A 20,479-nucleotide genomic window follows, 5' to 3' on the forward strand; every position below is an offset into this window, starting at 1 on the left:
AAACCGCCACTACTAAACTGATCGGCATATATGCACGCCTTGAAAGGATTACCTGCGCATCGATTGGCGCCAACGCCCTCCACTTCGGTCCGGCCGGTTGAGGCACTGGCCGTTGCGTCGCCTCATTGCTCACTGATGGCGTGGCGGGGGATGGAGAGGCGGATCGCCAGACCATTCGACATCCACTGGCGCGAGATATCGACCCCGAGGCTCCGACTAACGATATGCTCGAGCCTGCTTCCAAAACCGATCGAACGTGTCTCCGGCGCCGCCTGTCGCGGGCCGCTACTCTCGAGCCAGACGATCTCTAAGACCTCGCCCGTCACCTTCGCTGCGATATCCAGCTTCCCCTCTTCGACAGAGAGGGCGCCATATTTTGCGGCATTGGTCGCGAATTCATGGAACAACAGCGCGAGATTTGTGATCTTGTTGCCATTGACGTCGATGTCATCTCCAACGAGCTGCCACCGATCGGAGCCCTCCCGCTCATAGGGCGCGAGAATGGTCGACAGAAGCTGAAACAGCTTGGTCCGTGGACCGCCGGTCGCAGCCTCGCCATTCAGATTTGGCAATGTCATCTCATGTGCCCGCGAGAGGGCCATCAGCCTATCCTTCACTCCCGCAGCCAGATCGCTAGTCGTCTTTGCCGTCTTCGCGGCAAGGGTGATTATGCTGCTGGTGATGGCGAACAGGTTTTTTACTCGATGATGCATTTCCCGGAGCAGAAGGTCTTGACGCTCGGCGGCTCGCTTGCGCTCCGAGATGTCGCGGGCGATTTTCGATGCGCCAATGATCTTTCCGTTGGCGTCCCGAATAGGCGAGATGGTCAGCGAAATATCGACCAAGGACCCGTCTTTACGTCGTCGTATTGTTTCGAAGTGATCGACGCGCTCACCGGCCTGGATGCGGGCGAGGATGGCCGGTTCCTCGTCGAGGCGATCAGGTGGAATGAGGATCGTGATCGGGTTGCCGATAGCCTCATCTGCGGTATAGCCGAAAAGGCGCTCAGCGCCCTTGTTCCAGGTCGTAATGACTCCGCTGAGGCTCTTGCTGACAATCGCATCGTCGGAGGATTCGACGATTGCGGCCAGAAATGCTGCTGCACTATGCCCGTGCTGCGCAGCTTCTATGTCGGCCTCCAGTTGCGGAAAGCGGAGCTCGGCTTGGCCCTCGTGTTGCTCCTTATCAGTGTTTGACATCTACCCCCCTCAATCAATGCATTTTTCAACAAATCGAGACGGCCGAGACCGCTAATGCACCACCGATCATATTCGCTAAACACCGCCAACGACAGTCAGAATGATATTTGGGGTCGCAAACTCCTGTGACGCCGTCCGACATTGAGATCGCTGTCAAATGCCCTTTTTGCTGTTGAAGGGACCTGAACCGGTGGCGCTCAACGCAGATAAGCTAGGTCCCCGACACACCGCAATCACGGCATATCAGCGACATTCACATATATGGGCAGCCCCGATTCCGGGGCGCGGCCCAAGTGTTGCGTGAGACTTTCGTATCTCCGATCTCGAAATTCCACCCGAGATATGACACGGCCACTATCGACACTTCTGACATCTGAAACACCGACGGTGGATCAGATAACACCGCCCATGGCGATGCTGAACGGGGCGGTCGCGAAGATAATCAGTATTGCCTAGCGCGTATGAATGCCAAAAACCGGTCATCTTCGCCACGCAGCACGATATCTTTGCCGCTGGCCAGCCGACGGAAGCCGACTTTGATGCCCTCTCCCGGTTCAACATTGCCCATATACACAACATGTCGCGATGCCGTGGTGTGCGCCGTCTCACCTGCTTCGAACAGTGCGCGCTCCGCAAGCGCACTGAAACTGGGGAAATACAAAAGCCCGGCGGCATTGAAATCAACCGAAGGGCAAGGCAAGATTCTGCGAATGCCCTCCTGATCCGGCCAATCAAAGGTTTCGTTCATAGCACACCGCGTAACGACCCCAGCCCAGTGCGCCATACGCTTTACCGAAAAAGGAGCTTCCGGCGGTATTGCCAGCACAGTGGGCGCACGCCGAACGATCGACCGGTTGCTACCTGACTTCAAGCGTCCCACAAAAGTCGAGATCAAAACCACGCGTCCGATTTCCTGGGCCCCCACAGCAATCCGCTGGAGAGATGCCAGCCGGCCGTGTCCCATCCGGTAAAGGTCTGCTCCAAGGGTGAGCATGGCACCAAGCTGCGGAAGCTCCGGTCTGCTAAAACTCAGGCTCGTCGCGCAAAATGCGGCGTAGAGAGGCTCCCCAGCTGCGCAGGTGAAAACGGCATCTTTTTGGCCCATTGCGCGGGCAATGAGCCGCCAGTGCAGGTCACCTGCCCGGCGCAGTAGCCATTGCTCGGAGAGGCCACGGTAGCCCATCTCGGCCATCCCAAGGCGATGGTGCTCGATCAACGCTGGTTCAACGATAGCAGACAAGGCGAACTGGCTCATGCGGCGAGAACATTCTTTTGTCGCGAAACGATCTGTTCGACCAGATAGCGGCTATCTTCGTCGATGCCGAGGAAACGCCCTGAACCCCACGTATTCAGCCAGCCGAGCCCGATGAAATACAATCCAGGAACATCGGTTACGCCGCGGCGGAATTTGGGCTTTCCGCGTTCATCAAGGCAATCGACCTCCAGCCATGAGTAGTCTGGACGAAACCCGATGGCCCAGATGATCGAGGAGATGCCAGCCGATACCAGGTCCACTTCCGTGATCACCTCTCCGGGTTTCCAGACCTTCTCAAAGGGAGGCTCATCCGGCGCGTCGATCTCCTGCGCAGCAATCCATGTGTCTATCTGCTTCCGAATGCCCAGATAGCTTCGGTCGGCATCATCAAGATTTTTTTCCAGATCCGGTAGGAAGCTCATTGTGGTTCCGTCGCCCCCAGCCACAGACCCATAAAGCTGGACGCCTTCCAGTGCGTATTTGCGCAGGTCGATCTCCTTACCACCGTCGCGTCCCGACATGTAGTGATTGGTCTGGGTGAGCGCCTTCGCCGGATCAGGATGGCGATCAATCGTCACCGCGTAGGTGCCCGCGTCGTACAGCCAGTCCGTTGCGTCGCGACCACGATACTTGCGTGGGCTGCGGGGAGCCGGGCCAACAGCGAGATGCACAGGCCGCCCTTCCAGATGGAAGTCATCCATGATCTGAACACCTGATTGTCCGGTTCCCACGATCAACGCGCCACCTTCGGGCAATTGCGATGGGCGTCGATACTCTCGCGAATGGATCTGTACAATGGAAGGATCGAGATTGGCTGCATAAGACGGAACGATCGGGTTGTCGTAGCCCCCGGTGGCGATTACCACCTGATCCGCTATCCAGCTTCCGGCCGTCGTTTCGATCCGGTATCCGCCCTCGTCAGACGGTGAAACACGGGTGACATCCACACCTTCGCGTAGAGGCGGACTGAAACTCTGAGCGAACCCGTCGAGATAATCGACGATTTCGTCCTTCAACATGAAGCCGTCAGGATCATTTCCCTTATAAGTCCAGCCAGGCAGACGGCACTGCCAGTTTGGCGTGACCAGACAGAAACTGTCCCAGCGATTATTGCGCCAGCTTTCGAACCGGCGATGGCGCTCGAGCACGACATGCTCGACGCCCTCGCGCATCAGGTACCAGCTCACGGAAAGTCCGGCTTGGCCTCCTCCAATGATCAGGACAGGAATATGAGGAATAGCGGTGTCGTTCATGACAGACCCTTTCAAGACAAAGACAGGCAGGCAACCTGCCCGTCGGAGGGTTGGCTTCGTGCTGTGGCCTCGATCCGCGCCAGTTGGTCCATCGCGGAAGAACAAGTGAAACCAAACTTGGCCGTCACTCTGTCTGATGCCTCGTTAAGTCCGGCGCGGGCTCGTTCCAGAAAATCTGGGAGCGAATAGGTCTGACCCGCTTCAAAATGGCGCCGGATTGCCGTTGAAGGTGAGTAGCAGCTTTCTTCAGCGCCATCGGGCCAGCGAATGGTAAAACGAACCTCAGGCATAAGTGATTTCCTTGGATAATGAGAGATAGGGGACGGCGGCGTAGTCCCAGAACGTTGCCCGTGCACCGCCGAGTATCAGATCGACTTTCGGCCTCGAGGTAACTGCCCCGCAAACAGCCGCACTGATACCGCGCTGCGCAAACAACGCGCACACTTTGGCCGCGCGCTCTGGCCGAACCGAAAGAAGAAAACCGAAACTTGGGAAGCTCCTCAACCAACGCACAAGATCAACACCGGGCGGTACCGGTATGGCCGAAAGATCGAGATCAAAACCGCAACGTGAGCATTCAGCGAGCATCAGGGCTGTGCCAACGATGCCACCCTGACTGATGTCCTTGCCCGCGTCGACGAGACCGCTTTCCGCCAGCTCCGGCAAGAGTTCGTAGTCCCCTCGCAAACGAGCATGGGGGGCATCAAGTGCTGCACACCAGTTGTCGAAACGTGGTCGGTAGTGCCCGCGGTGATCGACCGCAGCAATGAGCACGTCACCGGGCTCTGCCACAAAGCTTGAGATCAGCCGCGTTGCTCGCCCTGTGACCGAAACGGAAAGATTCAGCTCGGGGCTACGGAGATTGGTATGACCACCAACTATGGGGACGCCATACGCCGCTGCAGCGTCCCGTATGCCTGTGAGCACGGCACTCGCGGCGGCGGCATCTGGAGCCCAGATCGCATCCAGCAATGCGACGGCACGTCCTCCCATTGCAGCAATGTCGGATAAATTGACCATTACTCCGCACCAACCCGCAAACCAGGGATCGTCCTGCACGAACTGGGGCATGAACCCCTCTCCTGCAAACAGATCCCAGCCACCCTCTGGACGCTTGATCGCTGCAGCATCGTCGCCCGGTTGCCCGGTCGCTCTGGCGGACAATTGAAGGACAGCGGTTGACGCTGCAATGTCGAGTTTGCCACGAATGGAGGGATGCGCTGCAAGTGCGGTTGCGATAGCGTGCAGATTCATCATCCCCTCCGCGCTCTGGACGACCAGCCGGTAGCGGGATCGTATATAGCTGGGTAGTGAGCGAGGGATGCCTGCATATGCATATGCGGTACGCCATGGAGCTCTATCTCTGCCATCGGATCCCAATGCAGCCGGCGGAAGAGAGGAACGTTTTGAAGCTGCACATGGGCATTGAACTCATGGCATCCGCAGCCATTGGCTGTCCTGACGGCAAGCCGGATCAATTCAGCTCCCAGTTGTCCGACCTTGCGATATGCCGGAGCAACGGCAAGCCGGGACCCCCACCAGACACCCGGCGACGGTTGATGAATCCGGACTGTGCCGACGACATCGGCCGGTTCCGCGACCAATGTGGCGATTGCGACGAGGGAGATTGCCGCCTTGTCGATCAAATCGCGGTCGTTGTCGTTGAAGATGTTTTGCTCCTCCACGAAAACCTGATGGCGAAGCTGCGCCGCCCCCGCCAATTCCCAATTTTCGGTGGCGGCCCGGATGATGAATTCGGGGCTGACAAACGAAGACTGTTCCATAAGGCTCATCCCGGAACCCTCAGCTTCTCGTAGGTTGACAGCGCCGAGCAGGCTCCGCACTTGCCGCAACCCGCCTTGATGTCGGAAGCCTTGAGCCCGCCATCGATGACAATCCTTGACAGGGGTTGCAGGATGCCAGCCATGAATTCCGACGTCGGCGCAGGATGGCTTTCCAGAGGTGTTCCCGAAATCGGCACGAAGGGCACGACGAATGGGTAGACCCCCATCGCCACAAGGCGCTCGGACATCTCAAGTACCGCCTCTCGAGTATCGCCAAGGCCGGCCAGAATGTAGGTCGAAACCTGCCCGCGTCCGAACACCCTCACCGCAGCCTCGAAGCTGGAGAAGTATTTTTCCAGCGGAACACTTGCCTTGCCTGGCATGATTCTCTCACGCACCTGCGGCGTAACTGCCTCAAGATGCATGCCAAGCGCATCTGCTCCCGCCTCCTTCATGCGCTGATGCCAGATATCGTCTTCCGGCGGTTCGCACTGAACCTGGATCGGCAAGTCGACAGCCGACTTCACAGCACGAGCACTCTCGACGAGAACAGAAGCGCCACGATCGCTGCCCGCTGGTGTTCCGGTGGTCATCACCATATGCCTGACGCCGTCAAGCTCGACAGCCGCTTTGGCAACCTCCGCAAGTTGCTCGGGCGTCTTGTGTGCAATTGTCCGGCCGGCGGCAAGGCTCTGCCCAATCGAACAGAACTGACAGGTTTTCTTGCGGCTCTCATAGCGGATGCAGGTTTGCAGGATCGTGGTGGCGAGAACGTCGCGTGAGTGCAGTACGGCGATCTTGTTGTAAGGTATGCCGTCCGCCGTCGTCAGATCGTAGAATTTCGGGCGGCTGGGGAAACGGATGCGGGCAACCTCAGTCCCTTCCTTTGTGATGCGTGCACGACCATCAGTGTCAGGTGCTTCCACCAGATACGGGCTATCGAAGGCAGGGGCCGTATGAACGGGAACCATCACCGTCGTATCGCCAAAACTGACGGCCTTGTGATCAGAGGGACCGGCTCCGCCGCGCCGGCTTTCATGACCCGCACGCGGATCGACAAGCCGCATGCCTTTTGTCTGAAGATCGTTGATGAGGTCGGGATTGGCCACTGGCTGCAATTCAAGCATCATGAGCCTCCTGGGCGAGGGCGTTTTCGGCCTCTTCACTTGTGGGATGATACCCGCCCACTCGTTCGTGCGGCTGGGCGGGACGTGCGTCATGGACGAGATGCAGAAGCTCAGGCCGTGCATAATGACCGACAGAATCCATCATCCTCTTGCGTTTGGCGATGAGCCTCATGTCCAGATCGCCGATCAAAATCCCCTCGCCTGACGTCAGCGGCGGGACGACATGGCGGCCTTCCGGGGTGATGATGCAGGTCATGCAGCCGTCCCGCAGACCTTTTTGCAGCGCTGGATCGGGGTGGATCGAGGCAATCTGCTCTTCACTCAGCCAGCCCGTTGCATTTACGATGAAACATCCCGATTCCAACGCGTGATGGCGCATTGTAACCTCGATCTGCTCCCCGAAGATCGGACCGACAAGAGATCCGGGAAAATGCGACGCGTGAATTTCTTCGTGTTGCGCCATCAGTGCATAACGGGCGAGCGGATTGTAATGCTCCCAGCAAGCGAGTGCGCCCACTCGGCCCACAGCCGTCTCCACCACTTTCAGTCCGGCACCATCGCCCTGTCCCCAGATCATGCGCTCATGATAGGTTGGTGTAATCTTGCGGCGCTTGAGCTTCAAACTGCCATCGGCGTCGAAAATCAGTTGTGTGTTATAGAGAGAACCGTGATCGCGTTCATTCACGCCAAGCACAATCACGACGTTGCGCTTGCGCGCCGCTTCGGACACCGCTCGAGTTTCCGCCGAGGGAACAGTGACGGCTTCCTCATACAGGCGCAGATGCTCTGGCCCCTGCTGGACAGGTGGCAGCACGAAACTGAAATAAGGATACCAAGGCACAAAGGTCTCTGGAAAGACAATCAGCTCAGCGCCTTTTTCGGCGGCCTCTGCGATCGCATTCAGCACCCGCTCGACAGTCCCCGCGCGCGAACTGAGGTCGGGCGCGATCTGGACGGCGGCGGCACGGATGGTTCTGGACATGGTAAGCTTCCTTGCAACGACCTGGAACTGGGCGCCCCGGCAAAGTGACCTGCCGGAGCACCCGGGGCGGATCAGACCGTCCAGGTATCAATGATCAGTGCGTTGGCTTTCTTGTGCAGCAGCACACAGTCCAACACGTCCTGCGGTAGAATCGGAATAATGCCGGGAATGAGCGATGGCTCGCCGTGGCCGTAGAGCGCCTGCAGGGCAAAGCGACAAGCATAGACCTTGCCGCCTTCCTTCATGAAGCGCTCGAGGTTCTTGTTGAAATTCAGATGACCCGGAAATGCTTCATCGCCGAGCTTGGGAAAGCCTCGCTGGATGCCGAGCGTCACGCCGGGGCCGTAAAGCAGAATGGACGTCTCGTAGCCTTTGCGCTGCAAACGGATGGCGTTGAGAATGTTGACCAGACCGATAGAGCCTTCGAATGCGACGGTATGAAACGTCACCAGGGCTTTCTCGCCAGGGTCGGCTTTCACGTCCTCGAAAACCTTTGATTCGTAATCAACGAAGAAGTCGCCATCCTTGTGGGGTTCCTGCATGACTTGGGGCATTTCCGTCGCTCCTATTGCGGTTGGGATGGCCAAGCGTACGATAGAAATTGTATGAATCAATAGCAAGTGTAATCTACATACAATAAAAACTCGAATCGTCAAAAAAATGGATAAAGATGCACTATTTCTCACCAGAATGCCTTGGGAAAGGCAAGCGAAGCTCGAATTTTGGCATTTTTCGATTATAGGATGCACCCGAAGAACGGGCTTGCGCACGGCAGAATGAATCCATACAATATGAAACAATCTACAATTTCCAGGAATCAAAACGACATGACGAAATGGCTTCCGGTACTCAAGCCCGACGGCAAACCGCGCTACCTTCAGATCGCGGATGCGATCGAGACAGCCATCAAGAGCGGAGAGATCGCAACGGGAGAAAGATTGCCGCCCCAACGCAAACTCGCTGAGCGTCTTGGCATCGATTTCACAACGGTCAGTCGCGCCTACACAGAAGCTCATGCACGTCGCCTGGTCGAAAGCCATGTCGGACGCGGAACCTTCGCCAACGCCCCCGCACATACCCGTCACGAAATTGATCCTCGCCGCGCCCGCGATGAGGATCTTTCAATGAACATGCCGCCCGAACCTCAGGATCCCGATCTCCTGGAGCGAATGCAGGAAGGCTTACGGACTGTATCGGCAAATCTCATATCGTTGCTTCGCTATCAATCGACCACGGGTGGGGTACAGGACAAGACAGCCGCATCATCCTGGCTCTCCAAACGTGGAATGGTGCCGAGCCTTGAGCGTATCGCGATCACTCCTGGGGCTCATGCAACAATCACGGCAATATTGTCGACGATGACCCGACAGGGCGATGTGGTTTTATGCGAGGGGGTCACCTATCCCGGCCTGCGCGCCATTGCGGCGCGCATGGGGCTTCAACTGATTGGCCTGCCAATGGATGGCTCCGGCGTTTTGCCCGATGCTCTTGATGCCGCAATCCATCTATATCAGCCCAAGGCCCTATATCTTAATCCAACGGTTCAGAACCCGACAACACTCACGATCCCGCAGGCGCGCCGGATGGAAATCGCAGAGGTGCTTATCCGCCATAGACTGCCGCTTATCGAGGACGACGCCTACGGGTTCATTCCGGCTGTCGCGCCCGCGCCATTCGCAACACTGGCACCAAACCTGACCTGGCACATCGGCGGGCTCGCGAAATGCCTTGGCGCAGGTCTTCGTCTCGCATACACCGTTGCTCCGAACGCCAGAGCGGCATATTCGCTGGCGCAGGCGCTACGCGCAACTAATGTCATGCCCTCACCTATCTGCATGGCGCTCGCCACACGATGGATTGAGGACGGGACAGCTGACGCCATCCGCCATTTTGTCCGGACGGAGAGCGCAGCCCGCCAGAAAATCGTGGCTGACACACTGGTGGGTCATGACTTTCGCGGCGAACCCGAGGCATTCAATATCTGGCTGAAGCTGCCGATCGGAGCAAGCAGGGCCGAGCTTATGGGACGCATGGCCGGGCGACATGTGGGACTAATGCCTTCTGATGCGTTTACGGTATTGGGAACGCCCGACGAACACGTTCGGGTATGCCTTGGCGGTATTATTCAGCGTGAGGAGTTGCGTGCCGGCCTGCTGTTTATGGCGAACTCACTTTCGGATGCAGGGTGGATGGGATGACCTAGGTGCGGGGTTATCGGGGACAGATCGCCAGCAGGTTCATTCATCCCGACCATATCTGGCTCGGAAAAGTGTCTGCTAATCCACAGAAAGGATCCACGGGACTTTTGCCCGAGAATGGAATTTCTCCGGTCAATGCCGCAACAGCCGCACGTTGTATCGACAGTATTGGAGAATAGGCATTCACGAAGGTCTCACATTCCGGCATGTGGTAAAGGAGAAATGGAGAGCCGAACGAGACGTAAATCGTGGGAAGATAGTACCATAACCTCTCCATGGAAGCAGGAAACGGCCCGTGCAAATCCCCCCAACGCGGGCCAAGATGCTCCCGAGCGGACATACCTTCATCAGCCAGGACATACATGCCAATATCGTATCGCGTTGGTTCAACCTCTCCACCAGGCCGAAGAATCGTCACCTCGAATCCCGCCTCTCTTAAAAGCCGGTCGAACTGAAGTTGTGGCATCGGACCGGAAGGCGTTGCCCTGTTTTCCAGCCACGACAGGAGAATTCTACGATGCCTCTCAGGCTTCAAGGGCAGGATATGCTGTGTATCCTTGACCAACGTCACGGCATCTCGTGCGGCTTCTTCAGCCCACGCGGCATGTTGGCCGGAGGCAAGCAAGTTTGCTTTCCACTCCTCGTCCGGCACGGCACCGCAGTCGAGATGAAGTCCGAGCGATGCCTTTAAGCCAAGGATACGGAGCACGGCTTCGTCGAGACGATTGTGGCTGAGTGTTCCATCGTCCAGTCCCGCCATCAGGAAGCGAAAGTCGTCGGCAAGGTTGGTCGGAAACAGGAGAACATCACATCCGTTTTCAATACAGAGCGGAACGATCTTGTTCCGTTTTCCCTGAGACCCGAAGCCCACCATGCCTGTTGCGTCGGAGACGATCAGTCCGTTGAATCCCAACTCGCCGCGCAGCAGTCCGACATTGAGGTCGCGGTTGAGGGAGGCGGGCACGGAGCCTTTACACGAAGCCCGAGCGCCCAATTCAGCGGCGTAGGCAGGTAAGGTGATGTGGCCTGCCATGATGGTTTGGACGCCGTTGGCAACAGCCTCGGCGAAAATTCGGCCGAAGCTGTTCCGCCAACAGCCCATATCCATGGTATTGTCCGTCGTCACGAAATGCTGGTCACGCTCATCTACGCCATCACCAGGCCAGTGTTTCAGGCAGGTTGCCAACCCCGCCGCCCGCACACCTTCATGATAGGCACGGACATACGAGTTGACCGCATCAGCATCGTCACTAAAAGCGCGGGTATTAACGACGCTCGAACGAAAATTAATCGCGAGGTCACCCACCGGGGTCCAACTGATGTTGAACCCCAGATACGAGCCCTCCCTGGCGGCAATGGTTCCCATTCGGTGCGCGTGAATAGCATCTCCGGTTGCACCCACCGCCATCTGGTTTGGGAATGCCGTACCCGCGGCGGGACTGCTTTTTTCCGAGAATTCGATGTCGCCCGCCATGAGAAGCGGCACTTTGGTCCGTGACTGGGCATATTGCGCGCTGCGGCGCAAATCTCCCTCTTCGCGCCTAATCATGCGATGAAGCCCGCCGACGTTATGGGCAAGGAGACCATCAAGCGCTGGTTCAGAAAGATCCCGGCTGACCGGAAGGAGGATTTGCCCGACTTTTTCCTCCTTGCTTAACGACAAAAAGGTCTCTTCAACCCAGGCAAGCCCAGCCGTGTCGAGATAAAAGGGCTTCTCGCGCAGCTTTCCCAAGAGGGTTGTTACGTCGTTCGCCATTCATGTCCTCGCCGTTACATCGGTGCGTATCCGCCTTCTGGTTTCCCAAGATCGCGATTACGGAATGTTCGTCAGAATATCCGCTACCGCGTCTGGCCGATCCACCATTGGGTCGTGGCCACATCCTTCCATGATTACGGTTTGCCAGCTGGGATCCTTTTCGCAACGAAGAAGGGCATCGTCGAACAGCGGTTGCGGGAAAAGCGGCGTCCTCACGTATATTTTCGTTGCCACGCGATCGCGGGCGCCGGTCAGGTGAAGCGGTTCCAGCGAGACACCGATCGGCTGCCGCGTGATCTTGGAATCGACCCAGGCCGCATTCGCTTTATCCTGAATTTTCAGCGCGGTGGAGGTTGGACCCGGACGCGAAATCTCCCCGCTCTCCTGCGCGGACAGAAACGCAGCTTTCTGCTGTTCATTCAAGAAATCAAACCCGCGCTGGCCATCGTCAGGCAGGAAAGCATCCAGATAAACGAGACCGCTGACACGCCCTTCAAGCTTCTCCATCGCACCGGAAACAACCCAACCGGCATAGGAGTGGCCTACCAGGACAACGTCGTCCAGGTCTTCCCACTCAAACACATTCACAACATCGTCGATATGTGTCGAAAGGGTGATCGAGCCGCTGATCAGATGGGAGCGTTCGCCCAGCCCCGTCAGCGTTGGTGTGAAGACACGGTGTCCTGCAGCGACAAGCAAGGCCACCAGATCCCGCCATACCCAGCCACCATGGCCGGCGCCGGGAACCAGAACGAAAGATCGGGATAATTTTTGCGTCATGACAATTTCCTGTAGCATCATTGTTTGGAGTTCCTGAAGAGAACCGGATTATCGGGCCTCACCCCGGAAAGTCGGGATGTACTCCCTCGGGGAGAGGGAGTTCGAATGTGTTGACCGTCATTGCCACCAGCGAATAATAGCCGATGATCCCGACCAGATCGACGACACCATCGCTTCCGAGGGCTTCAAGCGCAGCCGCGTAGGTTTTGTCCGAAACCTTGCGCTCATTGATGATTTCCACCGCAAAGCGATAGACGGCCCGGCCCGCGGCATCGGCGATCTGCGGCTCCCGACCCAGGCGAATAGCCTCGATCACCTCGGGCTCGACCCCGGCCTTGAGAGCATCTGCCTTGTGGGCATACCAGGGAAGCTCCGCATTCCACAAGCGGACGAGTGCGAGGATGGCGATCTCCGACAGACGTGGTGCTACAGAAGAGTCATAGCGACAATATTGCCCCATGCTCTGTGCGGCTTCAGCCAGGAGAGGCCTGTGCAGCCAAAGGGCAAGAGGCCCCCGCACACGGCCACGCGGGCCACCGGCGATAAGGTCGTAAACCCGCTTCTGTTCAGTATCCAGATTGTCCAGATCAGGTCCGGCAAGGCGCATTCCGGATCCTCCCTTTACAGTCGCTGTTCAGTGTCGAAGTCGAAAAGAGACGCCCGTTGCAGGTAAAAACCGACGGGCATTGTCGCTCCACGGGAAACTTCAGCCTGTCCGTCCATGCGGAACCTTAAGGTCTGGCCGGCAAAGTTAGCCCAGACGAGCGTATCGGCTCCCATCGGTTCTACCAGTTCAATGACGGTGTCGAACCGGACATCCGCACCATCAGAGGCAGCACCAACGGTGAAGTGCTCCGGGCGAACACCGAGCCAGGCACTTTTCGGCCGCAGATCGCTACAGAATGAGTAGCCATCGAGCGGAACGCGTAAGCCACCGAAATGCAGGGCCGTTCCATCAAGAGTGACCTGGAAGAAATTCATCGACGGCGAACCAATGAAATCTGCCACGTATTTGTTGGCTGGCGCATTGTAAATTTCCTGCGGACTTGCGAGTTGCATCACCGAGCCGCCCTTCATCACAGCAATACGGTCAGCAAGCGTCATCGCTTCCACCTGGTCATGCGTGACGTAGATCATTGTGTTACCCAGCTTTTGGTGGAGACGTTTGATTTCCACTCGCAGATCCGCACGCAGTTTTGCGTCCAGGTTGGATAAGGGCTCATCGAACAGGAAAACGTCGACGTCTCTGACAAGGGCGCGGCCGATCGCGACGCGCTGACGCTGGCCTCCCGAGAGTGCGGATGGCTTGCGGTCAAGTAGAGGTTCGATCTGCAAGACTGACGCTGCGCTTTTGACCCGCTCTGCGATAATGTCCTTCGCGACACCGGCATTTTTCAGGCCAAAGGACAGATTTCCGGCAACGGTCATTTGCGGATAAAGCGCGTATGACTGGAATACCATGCCGATACCCCGCTTGCTGGGCTCCTCCCAGGTCACGTTGCGACCGTTAATGAAGATTTGCCCATCGGTCGGCTCAATGAGGCCTGCAATGCAGTTGAGAAGAGTCGACTTTCCGCAGCCAGATGAGCCAAGAAGGACAAGAAATTCCCCTTCACCGATATCGAGATCGAGGTTCTTCAGAACCTCGACGGTGCCGTAGTTAAGCTTGAGTTCGCGAATTGAGATGCTCTGGTTCATGGCTTTATCCCTTGACTGCGCCTGCTGCGATCCCGCGAACGAACAGTTTTCCCGAGAGAAAGTAGATCGACAAAGGAACAAGCCCTGTGAGGAGGGTTGCAGCCATATTGATGTTGTATTCCTTGACGCCCTGCACCGAGTTGACGATGTTATTCAACTGAACGGTCATGGGATAATTCTCGGGCCGGGTGAATATCACGCCGAAGAGGAAGTCATTCCAGATGCCGGTCACCTGGAGAATAACCGCGACCGTGAAGATGGGCAGTGCCATCGGCAGCATGATTTTCAGATAGATCCCCCAGAAGCCGGCGCCATCAACGCGGGCGGCCTTAAAAAGTTCTTCGGGAATGGCGCTGAAGTAATTCCGGAAAAGAAGTGTGAGGATCGGCATCCCGAAGACGGTGTGGACAAGCGTCAGGCCCGTCAGAGAACCATAGAGACCGATCTCCCTCAGCAGGATCACGATCGGATAGATCATCACCTGATAGGGAATGAATGCACCGACTATCAGGATCGTAAAGAAGACGTCCGCTCCTTTGATACGCCAGTTGGCCAGAGCGTAACCATTGATGGAAGCGACCAGGATCGAAAGGATCACCGACGGGATGGTGATTTTCAACGAGTTGAAAAATCCTCTTGAAAGACCTTCGCAGGTTAGACCCGTACAAGTTGACGACCAGGCCTCGACCCAAGGCTGAAACGTGATTTCGACAGGCGGGGCAAAGATGTTCCCAAGCCGGATTTCGGGCATTCCCTTCAAGGATGTGACGACCATCACATAGAGAGGAAGAAGATAGTAAATGGCGAAGACAATCAGGGCACCATAAAGCAATACCTTGTCTTTCGAAATAAACCGCTGTGGCCTGGGTCCGCGAGGCTCAACGCGCGAAATCGGATAGTCAGGCACGTTTTTTTCCTCCAAATTCGAGAATGGCCCAGGGTATGATCACAAAAGTGACGGCGACCAGCATCATCGTGGAAGCTGCGAATGCCTGTCCGAGATTTTGCGACTGGAAAAGATAGTCGAAAACGTATTTCGCGGGCACTTCAGACGAAAGGCCGGGACCTCCCCCCGTTTGGGCAATGATGAGGTCGTAGAGTTTGATGATACCCGAGGTAATGAGAACGAGTGCGGTGACGAAGACGTTACGCATCATCGGCAGAACAACGAAAAGATAGGTCTTCCAGGTGGGAATTCCGTCCACCCGCGTCGCCTTCCAGATATCTTCATCGATGCCGCGTAGGCCTGCCAGCATCAGGCACATTACCAGCCCGACACCATGCCAGAGTGCAGCGGCAATGACGCCGAACAGCACCAGTTGCGGGTCATAAAGCGGATCGAAGGAGAAGTTCGGGAAACCAAGCTCCCGGACAAAGCGCTGCATGCCGAATTCCGGATTGAGCAGCCATTGCCACACAAGTCCGGTAACGATGAAGCTAAGTGCATAGGGATAGAGAAAGATGGCCCGAAAGGTATTCTCGAAACGGATTTTTCGATCCAGCATCGCCGCCAGTGCAAAACCCAGCACCAGCGAAAGAACGAGCATCATCGCGCCGTAGATGGCGAGATTTTCGATCGATATTAACCAGCGGCGCGAGTTCCAGAGCCTTTGATACTGGCTAAGCCCCACCCATTCTGCATTGGGAAGAAGTCTCGAATTTGTAAATGAATAACCGATGGTCCACAGCGTACAGCCGAGGTACACGACCAAAGCCGTTAACACCATGGGAATTGAAGCGGCGAGAGCGCTCGCGTTGCCGAGCCGCCATCGCCTGAAAGCAACCTTGGACATAATTCTTCTCATAATTTGGAGCGAATGCAGGTGCCGTGGAGACCCACGGCTAGATCCCGTCAGTCGGCGTCTGCGATGATTGCAACGAACTCGCTTTGCGCCCGTTCTGCTGTAAAGCTGTCATCACTGAAGAACTCCACGACAAGGTCAGTGATGCGTCCCACCGAGTCCGGCGAGAGCAGACTATTGACGCTGCGGATAACCTGCCCCTTCGCCAAGATGTCCAGTCCCTTCTTCATACAGACGCTGGCATCCTTGACCTCTACGTCACCGCGCACTGGCAGGGCGCCCTTGATCAGGCTGAATTTCACCTGGACGGCAGCGTCGACAATCGTGGACGCCAGCGCCTCTTGAGCCGCCTCAATATCCTTGCTCTTCACCTTGGGGAAATAAAACGCATCGCCTGCCGTCGTGATGTAGGGATGAACGCCCAGTCCTGCGAGGCAATCATAATCCTTCCCAGCCGTCAGCCCGGCCTGCTCAAATTCGCCCTGAACCCAGTCGCCCATAATCTGTCCAGCCGCACGGCCATCAATAACCATCTGCGCCGCCGTGTTCCATTCCTGAACATTCGACTTTTTCGACAAGCGTCGTGCATCCGCAGCGGCCGCAAAGACCTTCGCAACATCCGGACCGGCAGCGATGCCGGTGTCCTTATCCCCGTAAACCTTTTCGAAGAGTTCGGGACCGCCAATCGAAACCATCAGCACATTGAAGAGAAGCTGAATCTGCCAGGGCTGCCGCCCCGTTGCGAGAGGAACGATTCCCTTTTCTTCAAGGGCGGGCGCGGCCGCGACGAACTCGTTCCAGTCCCTGGGCACCGGGATTCCCGCCGTTTCGAACGCCTTGTGTCCGAGCCAAAGCCACTGCTGTGAATGGATATTGGACGGCACGCAATAGACGCGCCCCTCATAGGTGCAATCTTCCAGCAGCGACTGCGGGCGAATTTTATCGAGCCAGCCTTCGCGTTTTGCGAGATCGGTGACATCACGCATCAAGCCGGCCTGAACCAGCTCCTTCATGGCTTTGCCATGCGTGAACTGTGTTGCACCCATCGGATCTCCGCCGGTGATGCGGCTGGTGATGAGCGGTCTGGCGACACCGCCCGCTCCGGCGATCGCGCCATCCTTCCAGACATTACCCGTTGCGTTGAATGCCTCTGCAAGCACCCGAACGGCCGCGGCTTCACTACCGGACGTCCACCAGTGCGTTACCTCCAGCTCGGTAGCCTCAGCAGCGGTAGCAGTGACCAGCCCCCATGCGGCAACCGTTGCGTACAACCAGTGTTTCACATGCACCTCCTTTGCATCATCCTAGCAATAAGAATTAAAACGATTAATACAGACATCTTCACTGGCGTTGATGGAGACTCTTGGTTGGCCTTTGGCTAATCTGACATTGGGCCTGTCGCAACCAGTCGTGGTCCACGATAATCATGATGGTATGGCCAGCAGCCCATGATGAGGTTGACAAAGAAAATGGCGTCCAGTTACCGGGCAAGCGTCGGTTCACCCCAATAAGGCTCTCACGATCTTGGCGGGCAAAGAAGGGGCATCCGAAGGATGGACACCGCCACCCTATGACCCTCGGTCCAAAGAAGAGCGGACGAATTTTCATAGTTGAAGCATGGTTGACGCCCAAGCTCTGAACGTTCGCCAGATCGGACCTTCGATATGCTGATCCTTCCCCCAGAATCAGCCGGTTCGTCGCCTGCAACAGCAGCAATCCCGCGTCAGGGTCAAAATAGAGGATCAACATTGAGCGCCATTTCAGCTCATCATAGCGATGCGCCAGAACCGAAGTCTCTGCGACTTTGCTGGATGCTTAAACACATCGCCGTGTCGGTTTAGGTTTCGGAAAATTCCAATTTCGTGTCCAATGCGGGTTTTGGTCGATCAGACTACGAGCGCCGCCTCCATTTGGGCGGAAAGAACGCGTACCTCGTGTGCATTCCACCAAATGCACACCGGATCGTTTTCCAAGAAAACACAATCCTTGGCAGAAGCCTGCACCGAAACAACCCTGCCTCCGGAAAGGCTGACGCGATACCGCACGGTCGAACCTAGATAAACGCTGCCGATGACGACACCCGACAGGGAGCCCGGCTGGCCCGGAGGGCCGATCGCAATGCTCTCGGGCCGTAACATCACTTCCATCGACTTGCCGGCAGCAGCTCCGGGTTTGATGATGGCTATGTCAAATCCATCCTCGGATGTCAGCACAGTCTTGCCGCATCGAAGCATTACAGTTCCACTAAATATATTGTTGGAGCCGAAGAAGTTGGCGATGAATTCGTTTGCGGGCCGCATGTAGATGTCTCGCGGCTCTCCCACCTGTTCGATCCTTCCGGATTTGAAGACTGCGATCCTGTCCGAGAGCGACATTGCTTCTTCCTGATCGTGCGTCACCATGATCGTCGTGATTCCGATCGACTTTTGCAATTGGCGCAGTTCGAACTGAAGCTCCTCACGGAGATTCTTGTCCAGCGCTCCCAACGGCTCATCGAGAAGGAGTATGGACGGCTGGAAGACGATCGCTCGCGCAAGCGCTACGCGCTGCTGCTGGCCACCCGACAGTTCGGAAGGCTTGCGCGCTGCAAAATCTTGCAGCTTCACCCGCTTCAGGACAGTTTCCACCTCGCTGCGAATAACCTCCGCGGGCTTGCGGCGCACCCGAAGCGGGAATGCGACGTTATCAAAGACAGTCATGTGTGGGAAAAGGGCATAGCTTTGAAACACGATCCCGATGTTACGATTCGAGCTTGCGACATGGGTAATGTCCGAGCCTCCAATGAGGATGCGTCCAGTATCTGGTGTGCCGAGACCCGCAATCATATTCAAAAGGGTCGTCTTCCCCGAGCCGCTTGGCCCGAGCAGTGTCAGGAATTCGCCTTCTGACACTGTCAGATTGATATCATCCAAGGCCACCACGTTGCTATAATTCTTGGTGATCGATTTGATTTCCACTTGTGCCATTTTTTTGTTCCTGTGAGGTACGCAGACGTCACCCGCGGTTTTCCGACGCCAGGCGTACCGAAAGTCGCGCGGTGGCAAGCAACAACAGCAGGCTGCCGGCGATCAGCAACGAGGAGACTGCGGTAATGGTCGGATCAACCTGCTCTTGAAGTTGGGTGAACATTTCCTTGGGGATCGTCACATATGTCCCGGAGAGGAAGTATGTCAGAATAACTTCGTCGAAACTGATGACGAAGGAAAATATCCAGGCGACGAAGAGGGCCGGATAGATATTGGGAATGACAATCGACAGCAGGATTCGAGGCCATTTGGCGCCAAGCGATCGTGCGCTTTGCTCGATACGTACATCGAAGGCGCGTAACGCTCCGGTCACAACCGTTATGACGAAGGGAATTGCAACCAGGGCATGAGCGATCACCAGTCCTGCGAACGTGCCCAGCATGTCCAGCTTGGCGAAAGCAAAATACAAGGCGATCGCCGTTATGATGTTGGGGATGATCATCGGGGCCATAAAATGGGCTTCCAGGCCGATCGAACCGACGAGATTGCCCCTCACAAGACCGTAGGCGGCCAGCGAGCCAAGAGTAAGGGCAATCACGCTGGACACCGCTGCGAGCTGCAAGGAAGTGGACATTGCCTGTACCCAGACCGGGCTTTGGACAAAATTCTCATACCACCGCAGTGAAAACCCGGAAGGCGGAAACTGCAATGTGTCGGAGTCCGAAAAGGACATGGGCAAGGTGATCAAGATCGGCATGCAAAGAAACAAGAAGATCAGAGCGCCGCAAAGCGGAACGAGAATCCTTGTCTTGCCACGGGGATTGTTCATAGTTTTCCAGCTTTCGCCTGTGTCGCTGAAAGGTCCAGCAGCTTCTTGTAAACGAGATAAAGCACAACCGTAACAAGGAGCAGGACGCTTGATAATGCGGCGGCAAGCTGCCAGTCCGATACGACGTTGATCAGGCTGTCGAGAACAGTCGCCACCATGGGAACGCGGTTACCTCCGAGGATGGCCGGTGTGACAAAGAAGCCAAGTGTCAAGATGAAGACGAGCATCGAGCCGGCGGCGAGGGCTGGGACAGTCAATGGAAAGAATATCTGCCAGAATATGCGTAACTCGCTCGCACCAAGGCTGCGCGCGGCGGACATAAGACGAATATCGACATTGTTCATTGCCGCATACAACGGGAGAACCGCGATAGGAAGAAGTACGTTGACGGTGCCAACCAGAATTCCCAACTCGTTGTAGATCATCGAAACAGGCTGGTCCACGAATCGAAGGTCAAGAAGAATACGGTTGACGATACCGTTGTTACCCAGAACGACGATCCAGGCGTAAGTCCTCGCCAGGATGCTGATCCAGAAGGTCATGCCCACTGTGCCCAGCAGGAACATGCGCCATCTGGCTGACCTGATCGTGTATATCCAGTAGGCCAGAATATAGCCCAAAACCCCGGTCAGAACGGCGGTTGCAAAGGCGATTTCGAAGGTTACCAGGACAACGCCGAGGTAGACAGGCGTTTCCAGCAACTCCCGGAACGCCCTCAGTCGATCGTCGGGATTTTCGAAGCTCACCAGGAGCATTCGCACGACCGGCAGGTCGAAGGCGAACAGGATGAAGGCGACAAGCGGCAGGAGATACCCCCACCGCCTCGTCCATGTTGGAAAGATCAACAAGA

20 protein-coding genes are annotated in these 20,479 nt (G+C 56.5%); 1 reads left to right on the plus strand and 19 read right to left on the minus strand.

All coding sequences use genetic code 11. The annotated features are described in order from the left end of the window. Positions 1-122 precede the first annotated feature (122 nt). The 9 genes from DA915_RS27540 to DA915_RS27580 all read right to left on the minus strand — a co-directional run bounded on the left by DA915_RS27540 (position 123) and on the right by DA915_RS27580 (position 8,154). Complete coding sequence (locus DA915_RS27540; RefSeq protein WP_107677906.1) at positions 123-1,199, minus strand: PAS domain S-box protein; 1,077 nt, start codon at positions 1,197-1,199, stop codon at positions 123-125. A gap of 442 nt (positions 1,200-1,641) precedes the next feature. After that, a complete protein-coding gene (locus tag DA915_RS27545; protein ID WP_244600800.1) occupies positions 1,642-2,454 on the minus strand; it encodes a Pnap_2097 family protein in 813 nt (270 codons plus the stop codon). Further along, on the minus strand, positions 2,451-3,707 hold the full coding sequence (locus DA915_RS27550) for an MSMEG_0569 family flavin-dependent oxidoreductase (RefSeq protein WP_107677907.1): 1,257 nt from the start codon (positions 3,705-3,707) through the stop codon (positions 2,451-2,453). The genes DA915_RS27545 and DA915_RS27550 overlap by 4 nt, the downstream gene beginning before the upstream one ends. An 11-nt stretch (positions 3,708-3,718) precedes the next feature. After that, complete coding sequence (locus DA915_RS27555; RefSeq protein ID WP_107677908.1) at positions 3,719-3,997, minus strand: MSMEG_0570 family nitrogen starvation response protein; 279 nt, start codon at positions 3,995-3,997, stop codon at positions 3,719-3,721. Next, entirely contained in the window at positions 3,990-4,961 is a 972-nt protein-coding gene (locus DA915_RS27560; RefSeq protein ID WP_107677909.1) for a sll0787 family AIR synthase-like protein, read from the minus strand. Before DA915_RS27560 ends, DA915_RS27555 begins: the two co-directional genes overlap by 8 nt. Continuing rightward, positions 4,961-5,500, minus strand: coding sequence for an MSMEG_0567/Sll0786 family nitrogen starvation N-acetyltransferase (locus DA915_RS27565; protein WP_107677910.1), 540 nt, complete (start codon positions 5,498-5,500; stop codon positions 4,961-4,963). The genes DA915_RS27560 and DA915_RS27565 overlap by 1 nt, the downstream gene beginning before the upstream one ends. After that, the gene (locus DA915_RS27570; RefSeq protein WP_107677968.1) at positions 5,497-6,618 is read right to left on the minus strand and encodes an MSMEG_0568 family radical SAM protein; all 1,122 of its coding nucleotides are present in this window, start codon (positions 6,616-6,618) and stop codon (positions 5,497-5,499) included. Before DA915_RS27570 ends, DA915_RS27565 begins: the two co-directional genes overlap by 4 nt. After that, on the minus strand, positions 6,611-7,600 hold the full coding sequence (locus DA915_RS27575; RefSeq protein ID WP_107677911.1) for a Nit6803 family nitrilase: 990 nt from the start codon (positions 7,598-7,600) through the stop codon (positions 6,611-6,613). Before DA915_RS27575 ends, DA915_RS27570 begins: the two co-directional genes overlap by 8 nt. A gap of 71 nt (positions 7,601-7,671) precedes the next feature. Further along, on the minus strand, positions 7,672-8,154 hold the full coding sequence (locus tag DA915_RS27580; protein ID WP_107677912.1) for an MSMEG_0572/Sll0783 family nitrogen starvation response protein: 483 nt from the start codon (positions 8,152-8,154) through the stop codon (positions 7,672-7,674). Between the two features lie 273 nt (positions 8,155-8,427). Between DA915_RS27580 and DA915_RS27585 the strand changes: the two genes are divergently transcribed. Next, positions 8,428-9,798, plus strand: coding sequence for a PLP-dependent aminotransferase family protein (locus DA915_RS27585; protein ID WP_107677913.1), 1,371 nt, complete (start codon positions 8,428-8,430; stop codon positions 9,796-9,798). Between the two features lie 43 nt (positions 9,799-9,841). On the opposite strand, the gene DA915_RS27590 is transcribed toward DA915_RS27585, so the two are convergent. From DA915_RS27590 to DA915_RS27640, 10 genes are all read right to left on the minus strand, one after another. Next, positions 9,842-11,554: a glycoside hydrolase family 3 protein gene (locus DA915_RS27590; protein WP_107677914.1), complete on the minus strand. Its 1,713-nt coding sequence runs from the start codon at positions 11,552-11,554 to the stop codon at positions 9,842-9,844. A 57-nt stretch (positions 11,555-11,611) separates the two neighbouring features. Continuing rightward, positions 11,612-12,355, minus strand: a complete 744-nt coding sequence (locus DA915_RS27595) for an alpha/beta fold hydrolase (protein WP_371412731.1) — start codon at positions 12,353-12,355, stop codon at positions 11,612-11,614. A 37-nt stretch (positions 12,356-12,392) separates the two neighbouring features. Continuing rightward, on the minus strand, positions 12,393-12,941 hold the full coding sequence (locus tag DA915_RS27600) for a carboxymuconolactone decarboxylase family protein (RefSeq protein WP_107677915.1): 549 nt from the start codon (positions 12,939-12,941) through the stop codon (positions 12,393-12,395). 14 nt (positions 12,942-12,955) lie between these two features. After that, positions 12,956-14,032, minus strand: coding sequence for an ABC transporter ATP-binding protein (locus tag DA915_RS27605; RefSeq protein ID WP_107677916.1), 1,077 nt, complete (start codon positions 14,030-14,032; stop codon positions 12,956-12,958). 4 nt (positions 14,033-14,036) lie between these two features. Beyond that, positions 14,037-14,882 carry a carbohydrate ABC transporter permease gene (locus DA915_RS27610; RefSeq protein ID WP_371412732.1) on the minus strand — a complete coding sequence of 282 codons (846 nt, stop codon included), beginning with the start codon at positions 14,880-14,882 and terminating at the stop codon, positions 14,037-14,039. A 49-nt stretch (positions 14,883-14,931) separates the two neighbouring features. Then, positions 14,932-15,888, minus strand: a complete 957-nt coding sequence (locus DA915_RS27615) for a carbohydrate ABC transporter permease (RefSeq protein ID WP_371412733.1) — start codon at positions 15,886-15,888, stop codon at positions 14,932-14,934. Continuing rightward, on the minus strand, positions 15,885-17,117 hold the full coding sequence (locus tag DA915_RS27620) for an ABC transporter substrate-binding protein (protein ID WP_371412734.1): 1,233 nt from the start codon (positions 17,115-17,117) through the stop codon (positions 15,885-15,887). The genes DA915_RS27615 and DA915_RS27620 overlap by 4 nt, the downstream gene beginning before the upstream one ends. A 603-nt stretch (positions 17,118-17,720) precedes the next feature. After that, positions 17,721-18,800, minus strand: coding sequence for an ABC transporter ATP-binding protein (locus DA915_RS27630; RefSeq protein ID WP_107677920.1), 1,080 nt, complete (start codon positions 18,798-18,800; stop codon positions 17,721-17,723). 28 nt (positions 18,801-18,828) lie between these two features. Beyond that, entirely contained in the window at positions 18,829-19,629 is an 801-nt protein-coding gene (locus DA915_RS27635) for an ABC transporter permease (RefSeq protein WP_107677921.1), read from the minus strand. After that, the gene (locus DA915_RS27640) at positions 19,626-20,477 is read right to left on the minus strand and encodes an ABC transporter permease (RefSeq protein ID WP_153064605.1); all 852 of its coding nucleotides are present in this window, start codon (positions 20,475-20,477) and stop codon (positions 19,626-19,628) included. The genes DA915_RS27635 and DA915_RS27640 overlap by 4 nt, the downstream gene beginning before the upstream one ends. Positions 20,478-20,479 lie beyond the last annotated feature (2 nt).

The sequence above is a fragment of the Agrobacterium sp. LAD9 genome, assembly GCF_003031125.1.
GTDB lineage: Bacteria > Pseudomonadota > Alphaproteobacteria > Rhizobiales > Rhizobiaceae > Agrobacterium > Agrobacterium radiobacter.